The sequence below is a fragment of the Pseudomonas sp. FW215-R2 genome, assembly GCF_058789255.1.
Window position 1 is genome coordinate 41,979 of record NZ_JBYTBO010000010.1, and the last position, 13,521, is coordinate 55,499.

A 13,521-nucleotide genomic window follows, 5' to 3' on the forward strand; every position below is an offset into this window, starting at 1 on the left:
TCCCGTCAGCCCTTGGCCGGCGATGTGTCTTTGACGTCGGCCGGGGTCGGGGCCATTTGCAGGTGCAGGCGTTCGCCGGTGTACGGCGAATGCTTGCGCACCACGTCCATGTTCAGCTCCACGCCCAGGCCCGGCTCGGTGGACGGAATGATGTAGCCGTCCTCCCACTGCAACGGTTTTTTCAGGACCTCGGCGTGGAAGCCGCCCCAGGTCTCGATGCTTTCCTGGATCAGGAAATTCGGTGTGCAGGCCGCGAGCTGGAAACTTGCCGCTGCACCGATCGGCCCGTTGTACAGATGCGGGGCGATTTGCGCGTAATAGGCCTCGGCCATGCTGGCGATCTTCTTGCCTTCGAGCAGGCCGCCGCAGCGCGCCACGTTCATCTGCAGAATCGACGCACCGCCGGCCTGCAACAGCTTGAAGAACTCGTACTTGGTGGTCAGGCGCTCACCGGTGGCAATCGGAATGCTGGTCTTGGCCGCGACTTGCGCCATGGCCTCTTCCTGGCCCGGCGGCACCGGCTCTTCGAACCACAGCGGGTCGTATTTCTCCAGGCGCTTGGCCAGACGAATCGCCGAAGACGGCACCATTTGCCCGTGAGTGCCGAACAGCAAATCGCACTTGTTGCCCACCGCTTCGCGGATCTTGCGGCAGAAGGTTTCGCAGCGTTCCAGCACTTCCAGCGAAATCTGGTGCCCGGAGTACGCGGTGTACGGCCCGGCCGGGTCGAACTTCACAGCGGTGAAGCCCTTGTTCATGTTGTCGATGGCGCACTCTGCCGCCAGGTCCGGGTCGTCGTAGTCGTACTCGCCACGGCTGTTGACCGGGTACAGGTAGGTGTAGGAACGCAGGCGTTCATGGACCTTGCCACCGAGCAGTTCGTAGACCGGTTTGTTCGCGGCCTTGCCAATGATGTCCCAGCAAGCCATTTCCAGACCGCTGACCACGCCCATCATGGTCAGGTCGGGACGCTGGGTGAAACCGCTCGAATAGGCCTGACGGAAGAAGCGCTCGATGTGGTGCGGATCCTGATTCAGCAGGTAGCGCTCGAACACGTCTTCGATGATCGGCAGCATGGCTTTGGGGCCGAAAGTTGCGGCGTAGATCTCGCCGACGCCTTCGATGCCGCAGTCGGTCTTGAGCTTGACGAACAGCCAGTACATGCCGCCGATGTGCGGTGGGGGTACGGCGACAATATGGGTTTCAAGGGCGACGATTTTCATCTCAGGCACCTGTCTTGTTCAAAGAGGTCTTGTTCAAGGATTTGCGATTGATCCGGGCACGCAGGGTCACGGCAGCCAGGGTGCCGATCAGACCGATAGCGGCGATGTAGCCGAAGTACAGCTGGTAGCCGAGGGCGCCAGGGAAATGCTCAGTGAGGTAGCCGTTGATCAACGGGATAAAGGCATCCGGCATGTAACCGACCACCGAGACGATGCCGATGGCCAGTCCGGTGATGCGCAGCGGAATGTTGCAGCTGTCGAGGATCGCCCAGTACAGACCGCGAATCGCATAGGTCATCAAGCCGATGAAAATCACTGTCGCGATCAGCAACCCCATGCTGTTGAGCGCCGGGAACACGATCAACCCGACAATCGCCAGACTCGCCAGCAACAGCGCGACAATCAGCACCGAGATGTTCGAAAACTTGTCTCCCAGCCAGCCGCCACCGATGCCGCCGATCGGGCGCATCCACAGCTTGATGGTGGTGATGGTGCCTGCCATGACGGCGGTCAGGCCGCTGCCTTGCAGGTAGTCCGAGAAGCTGTAGGTGGCCCAGAAGATGTGATAACCGCAGAACACGATCGCAGTGACCAGCCACAGTTCAGGGATCTTCACCAAAGTTGCCAGGTCAGTGAGCAGGTTGAACTTGCCCTTCTCCACTGGCGGCGTGTCCTCCATCGACTTCGGGTCCTTGATCAGCACCAGCACACAACCGATGGCAATACAGGTGAAGGCGTAGAGGTAAACCACGTGCTTGAAACCTTCGGCGGTGGACTCGCCACGGGTTTCGGTGGCGTAGGCGAACAGCCCCAGCGCAACCGTCGCCAGCAATGCTTCGACCAGTCCGCGACCGCCATCAAGAATGCCGAAGAAACGACCCTGTTCGGTGTGATGGGCAATCATCTTCACGCGCTTGAGCACCGAGGCCCAGAACGTCAGGCCGGTGGTCAGACCCCAGCAACCGAAGATGATCATCAGCCCGGTCATCGACGGAGCGGTCGAGTACCACAGCCCCAGCACGCCGGTTGCCACTAGCGAGAAGAAGATCAGGAAACGCGGCGCGATACGGTCGGCCAGCCAACCGCTCGGTAAGTAGCTGAGGAGAAAGATCGTGCCAAGCATCGAGTACAGATAACCCAGCTCGCTGTGGTTGATCTGGAACACCTCGAGCATGGTGGTCTGGTAGACCTGGCGCAGGTACAGAATCGGGTAGATCGCACCGGCGGCGAGCACCAGCAACATCAGTTGGAAATAGCGACTTCCCTTGTCGCTCTGGCTTTTCGAAGCCGAATTGGAACCCTGAACAGCGGCAGCAGAGGATGCATGCTTGGACATTGAAGTGACCTCGGGCAACCCGTGCTCCGGGCGCCCCTGATAATTGTTTTTATAGGTGTAGCGTGAGGCGTGATGCGGTGGATCAGTACTTCATGACCACGAGTCGGGTCTGGGTGAATTCGAGCATGCCGTGCTTGCCGTCATCGCCGCCCAGGCCCGAACGTTTCCAGCCGGCGTGGTAGCCCTGGTACGGATCGGCCGGGGTGCGGTTGACGTACAACTCGCCGGCTTCGATGGCGTTGGCGACTTTCTGCGCGGTGCGGTAGTTCTCGGTGTACAGCACCGACGACAGGCCGAACTGGTGGTCGTTGGCCATGGCCAGCGCTTCGTCGATGTCGCGGTACTTGAGCACGGGCAGCACCGGGCCGAAGATTTCTTCCTGGACGATTTCCATGTCCTGACGGCAGCCGCTGAGCAGCGTTGGCGGGTAGAAATGCCCCGGGCCTTCCGGCAGCACACCGCCGCTTTCGAGGACGGCGCCGTCGGCAATTGCGCGCTCGACCATGGCGTGGATGTTCTTCTGCGAACTGGCGTTGACCAGCGGGCCCATCAGGCTCGCGTCCGTGGCGCGGTCGCCGAACTTCACAGCGGCAATCTTGGTTTTGAGCAGCGCGAGGAAACGGTCGTGAACGCTTTCCTGCACGTAGACCCGTTCCACCGCCGTGCACAACTGGCCGCAATGGGTGGTCTTGGAGGCGATGATTGCGCTCGCGGCCGCTTCAAGATCGGCGTCGGCTTCGATGATTGCCGGGGTCTTGCCGCCCAGTTCCAGCGACGGTTTGGCGATGTTGGCCTTGCAGTAGTCGAGGACAATGCGCCCGGCGTTGACGCTGCCGGTCAGAGTGATCAGGCCCACGGCTTTATGCGTGCAAACGGCTGCAGCGGTGGCGTGATCCATGGTCAGGATGTTGATCACCCCGGCCGGCATGCCCGATTTCTCCACGGCTTTGGCGATTTCGAATGCCGAGGTCGGGGTGTTGTTGCTCGGGCGCACCACCACAGTGTTGCCGGCAATCAGCGCCGGAGCGATTTTGCGCAGCAGGGTGTAGACCGGGTAGTTGAACGGAATCAGGCACGCGACGACGCCAATCGGCTCGCGGTGCAGAAACAGGTTTTCGTCGGGGCTGTCGCTGGGAATGATCTCGCCTTCGATGCGGCGCGCCCACTCAGCGTGGTAACGGGTGATCTGCGCGGCATAACGGGCTTCGTTGCTGGCATCGCTCAGGCTTTTGCCGGATTCGGCGGCCAGAGCGGCGCCGATGGCTTCGGCGCGATCTTCAAGGGCAGCCGCAAACGCTCGCAGGTGCTCGGCGCGTTCGATGCTGGTGAGTTTGCCCCAGGTCTTTTGCGCCTTGGCGGCGGCATCGACTGCCGCCGTAGCTTCTTCGGCGGTGGCAGCCGAAACATGACCCACCAACGCTTCGGTGGCCGGGTTGTAGACCGCGATCAGCGCCGCGCTGGCCGGCTCGATGAAGTGGCCGTTAACAAAATTTCGCTCGACTCGCATGTGCATCGCCCATCGTTTGTTTTTATCGATGCCGCCAGTCTTGTCATCGACAGCGGGTTCAACAAACGATTTATCCGGCGATCAAACATTCGAAAAAGGCACGTTACTCAGAAAATTGCCTTCGAAGGCTCAAGCTGGCGCTGCGCCAGCCAGATCTCTTCCTGCAACCACTGACTGAACGCCTGCAATTGCGGCATCTGCGTCTGTTCCGGGCGGGTCACCAGCCAGTAGGACTGGTGGCCTTCCACATGCACGTTGTGCACCTGGGTCAACTGCCCGCTGGCCAGTTCCGAGGCGACCATGTGCCAGTCGGCAATGGTGATCCCCAGACCATCGACCGCCGCTTGAATCGCCAGATCCAGCAGGTCGAATTCATAACCGCCCTGGGTATCGACACCCGTGATGCGCGCCGCGTCGAGCCAGTGCTTCCAGGTCAGGTAACGCTGATCCTCCCGGGCCAGCACATGCAGCAGCGTCAGGCGATTGAGGTCGATGCCCTGATCGCCGCCCTCTCGCGCATACAGGGTCGGCGCGCACACCGCGATGTGCCGCTCCTGAATGAGCAGCGAACTGTCGAGCCCGTCCCACTCGCCGTCGCCAAAACGGATCGCGCAATCGAGGGTGCTGGTTTCCGCGAGGCTGTCCTGCAAACGGGTGGTGATGCTCAGTTCCAGTTCCGGATGCTGCTCGCGCAAACGCCCCAGGCGCGGCATCAACCAGCGGCTGGTGAAGGTGGGCGGCGCGTTGATGTGCAGGCGATTGGCGTGGGTTTTCTGCTGGATGCTGCGCACGGTCAGCTCGATCTTGTCGAACGACTGGTGCAACGCCCGCAGCAGAATCTTGCCGGCACCAGTCAGTTCGAGATGGTGATGACGGCGTTCCAGCAGACTCTCGCCGAGCTGCTCTTCCAGTTGCCGCACCTGACGGCTGACCGCGCTCTGGGTGACGTTGAGCAACTCGGCGGCGCGGGTGAAGCTGCCGGTGCTGCCGGCCACTTCGAATGCTTTGAGTGCATTCAGGCCGGGCATTTTGCGTTTCATACAAGGCACTCGAAAACCACTGACAAGGCGCAAAGCATCCCACGACATTGGCGAATTGTCCTACAGGATTTTCCGAGTAACATGCATTCGATGCAGGTTTCCCCACCGTTTTTATCGTTTGTTCAACACCCCGCAGATGGCAAAACTGCGCGGCATCTCTAATAAAAACAATCGAGAGCCGCTCCATGCCCCTCCCAGCCTCTTTGCGCCTGCGCACAACTTCCATCGCTCTGTTCTGCAGCTTTGCCGCCCCGGCCATGGCGGTACAAGTCACCGACAATCTCGACCTTGGTGGCGCCATTCGTGCCCGCTGGGACGTGGACCCGGACCGCGACATCCAGAAGTTCGGCCTCGACACGGTGTTCCTCAGCGCCAAGTACAACTCCGACTCGTGGATCGGTGAGGCGCAGTACCGCTTCTACGGTCGCTCCTACCCGTACCAGTACACCAAGAACTACGGCGATATTCGCTTCGCCAAGTTCGCGTGGGTCGGCTACAAGTTCAATCCCGACCAGCAAGTGCAAGTGGGCCTGAACACCGTGCCGTTCGGTTTGCAGCCTTACTTCGGCAGCACCTTCTACGAAACCCTGGGCAACGTCATCGGCCTGGAAGACGTGCAACAGATCGGCACCAAATACATCCAGCAAAGCGGCGACTGGAACCTCCAGGCCGGTTACTACCTGCGTCCGGCCTGGCAAGGCAAAGGCACCAGCAAAGGCGTGACGTACTCGAGCGTGGTGTCCGAAGCCGACAGCTACGTGGCCGACGGCAGCAACAACCAGGAACGCAACACCGTGGTGCTGCGAGTGGCCAGGTCGCTGGATCTGGGGCCGTGGAAATCCGAGGTCGGGATCTCCGGCCTGACCTCGAGCATCGAGAACAAGGACACCAACAACGACGGCCGACGCAACGCCGTGGCCGTGCACTACATGGGCAAGAACGGCCCGTGGGGCGTGCAGTTGCAGGCGGCGCGGCAGCAGATGTCGCCGCGCAACCCCGGCAGCGATGAAGTGGTGACCCTTGGTGGTTACGACGGCACTTACAACGTCGCCAGTCGCGGCAATTTGTACGTGGCCGACCTGAGTTACGACGTGGGCGGCAAATACCTGTTTGACCAGATCAGCGGGATCAAGCTCTACGCCAACTACAGCGCCTTCGACAAATCCGCCAGCGGCTTCAAAACCTCCGAGCGGATGATCCTCGGCACCTCGTTCTCGGTCAGCAAGTTGTGGGTCGCGACCGAATGGCTGTTCGGCAAAAACGATCCGTACATAGGAGGCAGCAGCTACACCCAGAGCCTTGGCGCGGGCGGGCTGAATCAGTGGGAGAACCAGTTATATGTGAACGTCGGGTATTACTTCTGACGTTCGAAAAAATCGCAGCCAGGGCTGCGATTTTTTTTGCCTGCCCGTTGCGAATTCACCTTGCATCCGCGCCGCCCCGATAGTCAGATAGCCCTCACCCCAAAACAACAAAAACCGCCCGATCCGGAGTCCCGCCTCCATGCGTCAACTGCCCTCGCTCAACACCCTGCGTGTGTTCGAAGAAGTCGCCCGTCATCGCAGTTTCAGCCAGGCCGCCATCGGGCTGAATGTCACCCAGGGCGCGGTCAGTCGCCAGATCAAACAGCTTGAAGACTACCTCGGCGTGGCGCTGTTCGTGCGCACGCCTCAAGGGCTGTCGCTGACCGAAGCCGGCAGCAATCTTTCCCCGCATCTGGCCGAGGCTTTCGACCACATCGAACGCGCCCTGCAAGCCGTACGTGTGCCGAATCTGCGCCAACGCTTGAAAGTGCTCGCACCGCCGACCTGGGCCACGCGCTGGCTGTCGCCACACCTGCGCGCGTTCTGTCAGCGCTACCCGGACATCAACCTCAGCGTGACCAACCAGATCGGCCACGACAGCCTCACGGAAGTCGATTGCCACATCCGCTTCGGCCTCGCGGCAGCGCCCCATTGCTCCAGCCAATTGCTGGTGATGGAACGGCACATCGCAGTGGCCAGCCCGGAGCTGTTCAACGGCGATCAGCCGCCGGATCTGCGGGAATATCCACTGCTGCACATCCTGCACGACGGCAAGCGCTTGAAGGTCTGGGAGAACTGGCTGGCGGCCATGGGCCGGGATGACATCGATGCCGGGCAAGGGCTGGAATTCAGCACCCTGGACCAGGTGATCCACACCGCGCTGGCCGGCGGCGGCCTGGCGGTGATCGACCGGCAGATGATCGAGAAGGAACTGGCCAACGGCAGCCTGCTGCCGATCACCCCGATTGAGGTGATCGGCCCTTATGGGTATTGGCTGGATGTGGCGAACGACAAGCAGGGGTTGTCGAAGGTGAAGCTGTTTACCGAGTGGCTAGGGGTTGTCAGCAACCCCTGACCTGCACTCATCAGACGGGGGTAGCGACTTTCCCGACCGTCCCTACCGCGACTTCCACCGGACTCTGCGCCTTGCACGCCTGACTCAACGTCAACGACTTGGTCTCCGGCGCCCACGCCCAAGACAGCAACGCGCCAATCCCCAGAATCGCCGCAAGAATGCCCATGGTCGGGCTCAAGCCGATCCCCGCCACACTCACCGGCAGCAGGAACGTACTGATCGCCGAACCCAAACGACTTACCGCCGTCGCCAGACCAATTCCGCTGGCCCGCACTTCCGTCGGGAAGCTCTCCGCCGGGAACACGCCCACTAGGTTGCTGACCGCCGACAACACTAACGTGAACAAACCGAACACCAGCACCATCAGCCACGCTGCACTGCCCGGCAACACCGCCAGCAGAAACAACGCCACCGCCAGAATGATGAACGAGTTGATCAGGAATCCGCGTCGAGTGAATTTGATCGTGCACCAGATGCCGATCAACGCGCCAAGGATCAGCAGCATGTTGAGCATCAGCTCGGTACCGAAGCCTTCGGCCAGGCCCATCTTCTGCAGGATCGACGGCAGGAAGGTGTAGATGGCGAAGTACGGCATGACGATGCAGACGAAGAACAGGCAGTTGAACGCCGTGCGCTTACGGTACTCGGGGCTGAACAGCACCGCGTAGCCCGAGCGGGTTTCCGTGGATTGGCTCTCGTCCAGCTCGACGTTGTCGCCCAGGTGTTTTTTGACGATCGCCCGCGCCTCGGCGATGCGCCCCTGATTGACCAGCCAGCGCGGTGATTCCGGCGTGCCGATCCGCGCGATCAGAATCAACGCGGCGGGAATCGCCGACGACGCCAGCATCCAGCGCCAGGCATCATCACCGAGGCTGAGCATGGCGGTGCCGACGAAGGTCGCCGCGACGTAGCCGAAGGTCCAGATCACGCTGAACGAACCCAGCAGCACACCGCGATGCTTCTTCGGCGCGAACTCGGCGAGCATTGCGTGGCCGACACTGAAATCGCCGCCCAGGCCGATGCCAATGAGCACCCGACACAGGAACAGGCTCATGGCGGTTTCGACGTAGAACTGCATCACCGAGGCAATGGTGATCAGCACGAAGCTGACCAGGAAGATTTTCTGCCGGCCGACCTTGTCCGAGATCCAGCCGAAAAACAGACTGCCGAGAAACAGCCCGATCAGCGCCGATGCGCCGATCAAGCCCTGCCAGAACGCATCAAGGTGCATCTGCGGGCTGAGCAAGGTGAACGCGATGCCAATCAGGCCAAGGATGTAGCCGTCGGTGAAGTGCGCGCCGAAGGTCAGGCCGGCGATCTTGAGGTGGAAGTGCCCGATGGGCAGGTCATCGATCTTTACGGGTTGAGCGGACATGTTCGTCTCCAATTGTTGTTATTGACGGAGAAACGGAAAGCTCTGGGAGAAACCTGCGGGAGCGAACTCCCACAGGATTCGGGGGGGTCTAGAGACCGCCCATCAACAGGTATTTGATCTCCAGATAGTCATCCAGACCGTACTTCGAACCTTCACGCCCAAGGCCCGATTCCTTGATACCACCGAACGGCGCCACCTCCGTGGAGATGATCCCTTCGTTGATGCCGACCATCCCGGCTTCCAGCCCTTCGGCCATGCGCCAGACACGACCGATGTCGCGACTGTAGAAGTAAGCCGACAGACCGAATGGCGTGTCGTTGGCCCGCGCCAGCACTTCGGCTTCGTCCTTGAAGCGGAAACATGCGGCCACCGGGCCGAAGGTCTCGTCCTGAGCGATGAGCATGTCGCCACTGGCTTCGGTGAGGATGGTCGGTTCGTAGAACGTGCCGCCGAGGGCATGACGACGACCGCCGCACAACAGCGTGGCGCCCTTCTCCAACGCATCACTGACGTGGGCTTCGACCTTGGCCAGCGCAGCGGCGTTGATCAGCGGGCCTTGCTCGGTGTCACCGTCCAGCGCACTGCCCACGCGCATCGCCGCCACGGCTTCGGCGAGTTTGCCGGTGAAGGCTTCGTAGACGCCGTCCTGAATGAAGAAGCGGTTGACGCACACGCAGGTCTGCCCGGTGTTGCGGAATTTCGAGGCCATCGCGCCTTTGACGGCCGCATCGATGTCGGCGTCGTCGAAGACAATGAACGGCGCGTTGCCGCCCAGTTCCAGCGAGACCTTTTTCAGGGTGTCGGCGGCCTGGCGCATCAGCAGTTTGCCGGTGCGGGTCGAGCCGGTGAACGACAGCTTGCGCACCACGCTTGAAGCTTGCAGCGCACCGCCGATGGCCACCGCATCGCCGGAAACGATGTTGAACACACCGGCCGGAATCCCGGCCTGTTCGGCCAGTACCGCCAAAGCGAATGCCGACAGCGGGGTTTCTTCCGACGGTTTGAGAATCATCGTGCAACCCGCCGCCAGCGCCGGGCCGACCTTGCGGGTGACCATCGCCAGCGGGAAGTTCCACGGAGTGATCGCCGCAACCACGCCGATGGCTTCCTTGGTCACGATGATCCGCGCATCGGCCTTGTGGCTCGGGATCACATCACCGTAGGCACGCTTGGCTTCCTCACCGAACCACTCGAGAAAACTCGCGGCGTAGACCACCTCACCTTTCGCCTCGGCCAGCGGTTTGCCTTGTTCGCGGCTGAGCAAGGTCGCCAGTTCCTGCTGGTTGGCGAGCATCAGATCGCTCCAGCGTTTCAGGCGCTGACTGCGTTCCTTGGCAGTGAGTTTGCGCCACGCCGGCAGGGCACGATTGGCCGCCTCGATGGCGAGGTTGGTTTCCTCGGCACCGGCCTTCTGCACCTCGGTGATCAACTCGCCATTGGCCGGGTTGCGCACCGGATAAGTGGCGCCGCCCGAACCCCACTGGCCGTCGATGAAGTTGCCGTGACGAATCAACCCGCTCATGCCACCGCCCCCTGCAATGTGAAGCGTTCATGCCCCAGACGCGCCGTGCGCAGGATGCGTTTGCCGGCGGTGTAGTCATTGATCACGTCGCACGGGGTGTAGTTGCGCTCCAGCTCGTGCAGTTCTTCGGCGTCGAGTTTGGTTTCCAGTGCGGCGAGTGCGCTGTCGAACTGTGCGGTGGTGTCGGCGCCGACCAGCATGCAGTCCACGCCCGGATGATTGGCGACCCAGGCCTGGGCGATCTGCGCGTTCGACACGCCACGGGCACGGGCCACGCGCTGCACCGAATGGGCGATCTCGAACGAGGCTTCGTCGCTGTACATCTGCTGGGTGAAGAAGTCGGTCTGGTTGCGGGTCGATTGCACATCACCGGTCAACAGGCCACGGGCCAGCGGACTGAACACCGACACACCGATGCCCTGATCGCGGCAGAACGGAATCATCTCGCGCTCTTCTTCGCGATAGGCGCAGTTCAGTTGCAGCTGCATGTTGATCGGCTTGACCCAACCGTTGCGCTCGCAGGCCATGAGGATCTTCGCGAGTTGACCGGTGAGCATGGTCGAGACGCCGATGTAACGCGCCTTGCCGGAACGCACGATGTCGTTCAGTGCGCCCATGGTTTCCTCGACCGGGGTGTTCACATCGAAGTAATGCAGCATGAACACGTCGACGTAATCCATGTCCAGACGTTTCAGCGAGGCATCGATGCTGTCCATGATGTGCTTGCGCGAATGGCCACTGGCGTTGATCGCGTTGCGAGTGCCGTAGCCGACCTTGGTGGTGATCACCAGGTCTTCGCGACGGGCCAGACGCTTGACGATGCGCCCCACCACTTCCTCGCCGACACCAGCAGAATAGAAGTCCGCCAGGTCGATGAAGTTCACGCCGTTGTTCAGGGCGTGGGCGACGATCGGCTCGCTTTGTTTTTCATTGAAGATCCACGGTTTCCAGTCCGGGGTGCCCATGTTCATGGTGCCCAGGCACAGGCGGGAGACTTGCAGGCCGGAGTTGCCCAAACGGATGTATTGCATGGCGCGGACCTCAGGCTTTTGGCGTGTAGAAAGGGTTGCTGATGTGATTGACCACATCCTTGAGCTGCGCGGTTTCCGGCTTGCCGGTCAGGGCGGCGCGGATCGCGGTGCGGCAGGCGTTGTAGTTGTTCAGGTAGACCGCATCGAGGTCATCGCAGGCCGGGTTGACCCAGTTGGCGGTGACGATCGCCCATTCGTCTTCGGCTTCCGGCGGCAGCGTGCCGTCGAGCAACGCTTCGAGCACAGCCTTGGCGATGCCGGCCTGGGAAGCGCCCCAGGTTGCGTTGCCGTGCAGATCGCTGCTGATGGCAGCCTTGTTGACGTACAGGGTCATCGGCTTGACCGGAATATTCGGCTGGGCGATCACCATGAACGGGCAATGACCCTGGCTCGGCGACGCCAGGCTGTTGGCAAACGCCTGCCCCGCCGGGCCGTTGCGCGGGCCGATCAGGATGTTGATGTGCGCGGCGTTCACGCCCGGGCCTTCGAAACCTTCACCGATGTACAGGTCGAGTTCTTTCATCTGTCATTACTCTTTGCGATGCAGAGGGATTTTTTGGGGTGATCGACAGCTCACGCGGACCGAATGGCCAACGGGATCAATAACGGACGTGGGGAGACGCGAAGGAAGAATCGGGACATGGCTGCAAACGCTCTCTGGTTGTTATTGATGAGCTGTGTTTGCGATTTTTTAACACCGGGTATCGGGGCACCCGTAACCATTAAAAATCATGGGGCAATGACTTTTAGTCATAGCCTTTTGTGATGGCGAAAAAAATCCCGCTCGGGAGCGGGATTTTTCGGACTGTGCGGATTACGCGACGACAGGAATCATCGGATCCGCAGCGGCCAGCGCGATGGCACGGTCAGCCGCCGGCGGGTAGATCCACTGGGTGTTGATCTGGGTCTTGAGCGACTTGCCCTCCTCCTTGACCAGTTTCACCTGACGATCCCAGCCCTCGGTGTACACCGCGCCCCAGGCGCCGAGGTCGAGACACGTCACGTATTTCGGCTGGCTGTAAGGCGTTGGCTCGACACCCAGAATCTGCGCCGCGACGTTGTTGCCGGCATGGCGGCCGAGAGAAATCGCATGCTGGCAGGTCATCAAGGCGAAGTTGCCGATATCGTCGGTGGCCGCGTATGCCACGTCGCCGGTGGCGAAGATGTCGTCCTGGCCGATGACTTTCAGGTGCGCATCAACATGCAGGCGACCCTGACGATCACGCTCGGCTGGAATCTGCTCGGTCAGGGAGCTGGCGCGCACACCGGTGGTCCAGACCACGGTTTTTGCCTCGATGCGCTGGCCGTCCGACAGGGTTACGCCGTTTGCATCGACCGACAGCACCGACACACCCAGTCGCCATTCGACGCCCAACTCTGTGCTCGCTTCGGCAATCGACACGCTGATGGCCTCGCCCATGGCCGCGCCGACTTTCTGCCCACGGTCGACGATGATCACTTGAACGTCTGCCTGCTCGCCCAACACTTCCCGCAGACGCGCCGGCATTTCTGTGGCGGTTTCGATGCCGGTGAAACCGCCGCCGGCGACCACTACGGTGTTGCGCGCCGGGCTGGCAGGCTGATCGGCCAGGGACTTCAGATGGTTTTCCAGGCGAATCGCGGCTTCGATCTGGTCAACGTCGAACGCGTATTGCGCCACGCCCGGGGTGTCCGGCAAGGCCAGACCACTGCCGGAAGCCAGCACCAGTTTGTCGTAGTGAAAAACCTGAGCAGTGCCGTTGGCATCGGTGTAGCCCACGGTTTTGGCGTTCACGTCGATGGTGTTCGCGGCGCCCTTGATGAAGTTGACACCCACCGCGTCGAACAGATCGCCCAGCGGCGCGGCCAGTGTGTGGGCATTCGGCTCGTAGAAACGCGGACGCACACGCAGTTCCGCCTGCGGTGCCAGTACGGTTACATCGATGTTGTCTCGATTGTGAATGTCCACCAGACGCGTGGCGCTCAATGCCGTCCACATGCCACCGAAACCTGCGCCGATTACCAGAATGTGCTGTTTCATTGTTGTCTCCAGGCCCGAAGCCAAGTCGTAGAAAGAGGTCAAGAATTCACGTTTATCGGGAGTCGGCACGCTTGTGGCTTCTGCAAGC

General features: G+C 61.3%; 11 protein-coding genes. 2 read left to right on the forward strand and 9 right to left on the reverse strand.

Annotated features, from left to right (window positions below):
• Window positions 1-5 precede the first annotated feature (5 nt).
• The 4 genes from AC3WRD_RS15400 to AC3WRD_RS15415 form a co-directional block, all read right to left on the reverse strand.
• On the reverse strand, window positions 6-1,223 hold the full coding sequence (locus AC3WRD_RS15400; RefSeq protein ID WP_085731929.1) for a mandelate racemase/muconate lactonizing enzyme family protein: 1,218 nt from the start codon (window positions 1,221-1,223) through the stop codon (window positions 6-8).
• 1 nt (window position 1,224) lies between these two features.
• Window positions 1,225-2,559 (reverse strand): MFS transporter, encoded by a 1,335-nt coding sequence (locus tag AC3WRD_RS15405; RefSeq protein ID WP_102620923.1) that lies wholly within the window; start codon window positions 2,557-2,559, stop codon window positions 1,225-1,227.
• Between the two features lie 82 nt (window positions 2,560-2,641).
• Window positions 2,642-4,066 (reverse strand): aldehyde dehydrogenase, encoded by a 1,425-nt coding sequence (gene aldA / locus AC3WRD_RS15410; protein WP_102620983.1) that lies wholly within the window; start codon window positions 4,064-4,066, stop codon window positions 2,642-2,644.
• A 107-nt stretch (window positions 4,067-4,173) separates the two neighbouring features.
• Window positions 4,174-5,106: a LysR substrate-binding domain-containing protein gene (locus AC3WRD_RS15415; RefSeq protein WP_096820112.1), complete on the reverse strand. Its 933-nt coding sequence runs from the start codon at window positions 5,104-5,106 to the stop codon at window positions 4,174-4,176.
• A 185-nt stretch (window positions 5,107-5,291) separates the two neighbouring features.
• Between AC3WRD_RS15415 and AC3WRD_RS15420 the strand changes: the two genes are divergently transcribed.
• The gene (locus tag AC3WRD_RS15420; protein ID WP_102620922.1) at window positions 5,292-6,470 is read left to right on the forward strand and encodes a hypothetical protein; all 1,179 of its coding nucleotides are present in this window, start codon (window positions 5,292-5,294) and stop codon (window positions 6,468-6,470) included.
• A 139-nt stretch (window positions 6,471-6,609) separates the two neighbouring features.
• Window positions 6,610-7,485 (forward strand): LysR substrate-binding domain-containing protein, encoded by an 876-nt coding sequence (locus AC3WRD_RS15425; RefSeq protein WP_102620921.1) that lies wholly within the window; start codon window positions 6,610-6,612, stop codon window positions 7,483-7,485.
• Window positions 7,486-7,495: 10 nt separating this feature from the next.
• Here the strand turns inward: AC3WRD_RS15425 and AC3WRD_RS15430 are convergent, their stop codons facing one another.
• The 5 genes from AC3WRD_RS15430 to AC3WRD_RS15450 all read right to left on the reverse strand — a co-directional run bounded on the left by AC3WRD_RS15430 (window position 7,496) and on the right by AC3WRD_RS15450 (window position 13,433).
• A complete protein-coding gene (locus AC3WRD_RS15430; protein WP_102620920.1) occupies window positions 7,496-8,860 on the reverse strand; it encodes an MFS transporter in 1,365 nt (454 codons plus the stop codon).
• Window positions 8,861-8,948: 88 nt separating this feature from the next.
• Window positions 8,949-10,382, reverse strand: a complete 1,434-nt coding sequence (locus AC3WRD_RS15435; protein ID WP_102620919.1) for an NAD-dependent succinate-semialdehyde dehydrogenase — start codon at window positions 10,380-10,382, stop codon at window positions 8,949-8,951.
• A complete protein-coding gene (locus AC3WRD_RS15440) occupies window positions 10,379-11,413 on the reverse strand; it encodes an aldo/keto reductase (protein WP_102620918.1) in 1,035 nt (344 codons plus the stop codon). The genes AC3WRD_RS15435 and AC3WRD_RS15440 overlap by 4 nt, the downstream gene beginning before the upstream one ends.
• A 10-nt stretch (window positions 11,414-11,423) precedes the next feature.
• The gene (fae, locus tag AC3WRD_RS15445; protein WP_007950493.1) at window positions 11,424-11,936 is read right to left on the reverse strand and encodes a formaldehyde-activating enzyme; all 513 of its coding nucleotides are present in this window, start codon (window positions 11,934-11,936) and stop codon (window positions 11,424-11,426) included.
• A 291-nt stretch (window positions 11,937-12,227) separates the two neighbouring features.
• On the reverse strand, window positions 12,228-13,433 hold the full coding sequence (locus tag AC3WRD_RS15450) for an NAD(P)/FAD-dependent oxidoreductase (protein ID WP_102620917.1): 1,206 nt from the start codon (window positions 13,431-13,433) through the stop codon (window positions 12,228-12,230).
• Window positions 13,434-13,521: the final 88 nt, after the last annotated feature.

Excerpts from the sequence above, each read along its gene's own strand:
- AC3WRD_RS15400 (WP_085731929.1), bottom strand. The coding sequence starts at position 1,223 with ATGAAAATCGTCGCCCTTGAAACCCATATTGTCGCCGTACCCCCACCG.
- AC3WRD_RS15405 (WP_102620923.1), bottom strand. The coding sequence starts at position 2,559 with ATGTCCAAGCATGCATCCTCTGCTGCCGCTGTTCAGGGTTCCAATTCG.
- aldA (WP_102620983.1), bottom strand. The coding sequence starts at position 4,066 with ATGCGAGTCGAGCGAAATTTTGTTAACGGCCACTTCATCGAGCCGGCC.
- AC3WRD_RS15415 (WP_096820112.1), bottom strand. The coding sequence starts at position 5,106 with ATGAAACGCAAAATGCCCGGCCTGAATGCACTCAAAGCATTCGAAGTG.
- AC3WRD_RS15420 (WP_102620922.1), top strand. The coding sequence starts at position 5,292 with ATGCCCCTCCCAGCCTCTTTGCGCCTGCGCACAACTTCCATCGCTCTG.
- AC3WRD_RS15425 (WP_102620921.1), top strand. The coding sequence starts at position 6,610 with ATGCGTCAACTGCCCTCGCTCAACACCCTGCGTGTGTTCGAAGAAGTC.
- AC3WRD_RS15430 (WP_102620920.1), bottom strand. The coding sequence starts at position 8,860 with ATGTCCGCTCAACCCGTAAAGATCGATGACCTGCCCATCGGGCACTTC.
- AC3WRD_RS15435 (WP_102620919.1), bottom strand. The coding sequence starts at position 10,382 with ATGAGCGGGTTGATTCGTCACGGCAACTTCATCGACGGCCAGTGGGGT.
- AC3WRD_RS15440 (WP_102620918.1), bottom strand. The coding sequence starts at position 11,413 with ATGCAATACATCCGTTTGGGCAACTCCGGCCTGCAAGTCTCCCGCCTG.
- fae (WP_007950493.1), bottom strand. The coding sequence starts at position 11,936 with ATGAAAGAACTCGACCTGTACATCGGTGAAGGTTTCGAAGGCCCGGGC.
- AC3WRD_RS15450 (WP_102620917.1), bottom strand. The coding sequence starts at position 13,433 with ATGAAACAGCACATTCTGGTAATCGGCGCAGGTTTCGGTGGCATGTGG.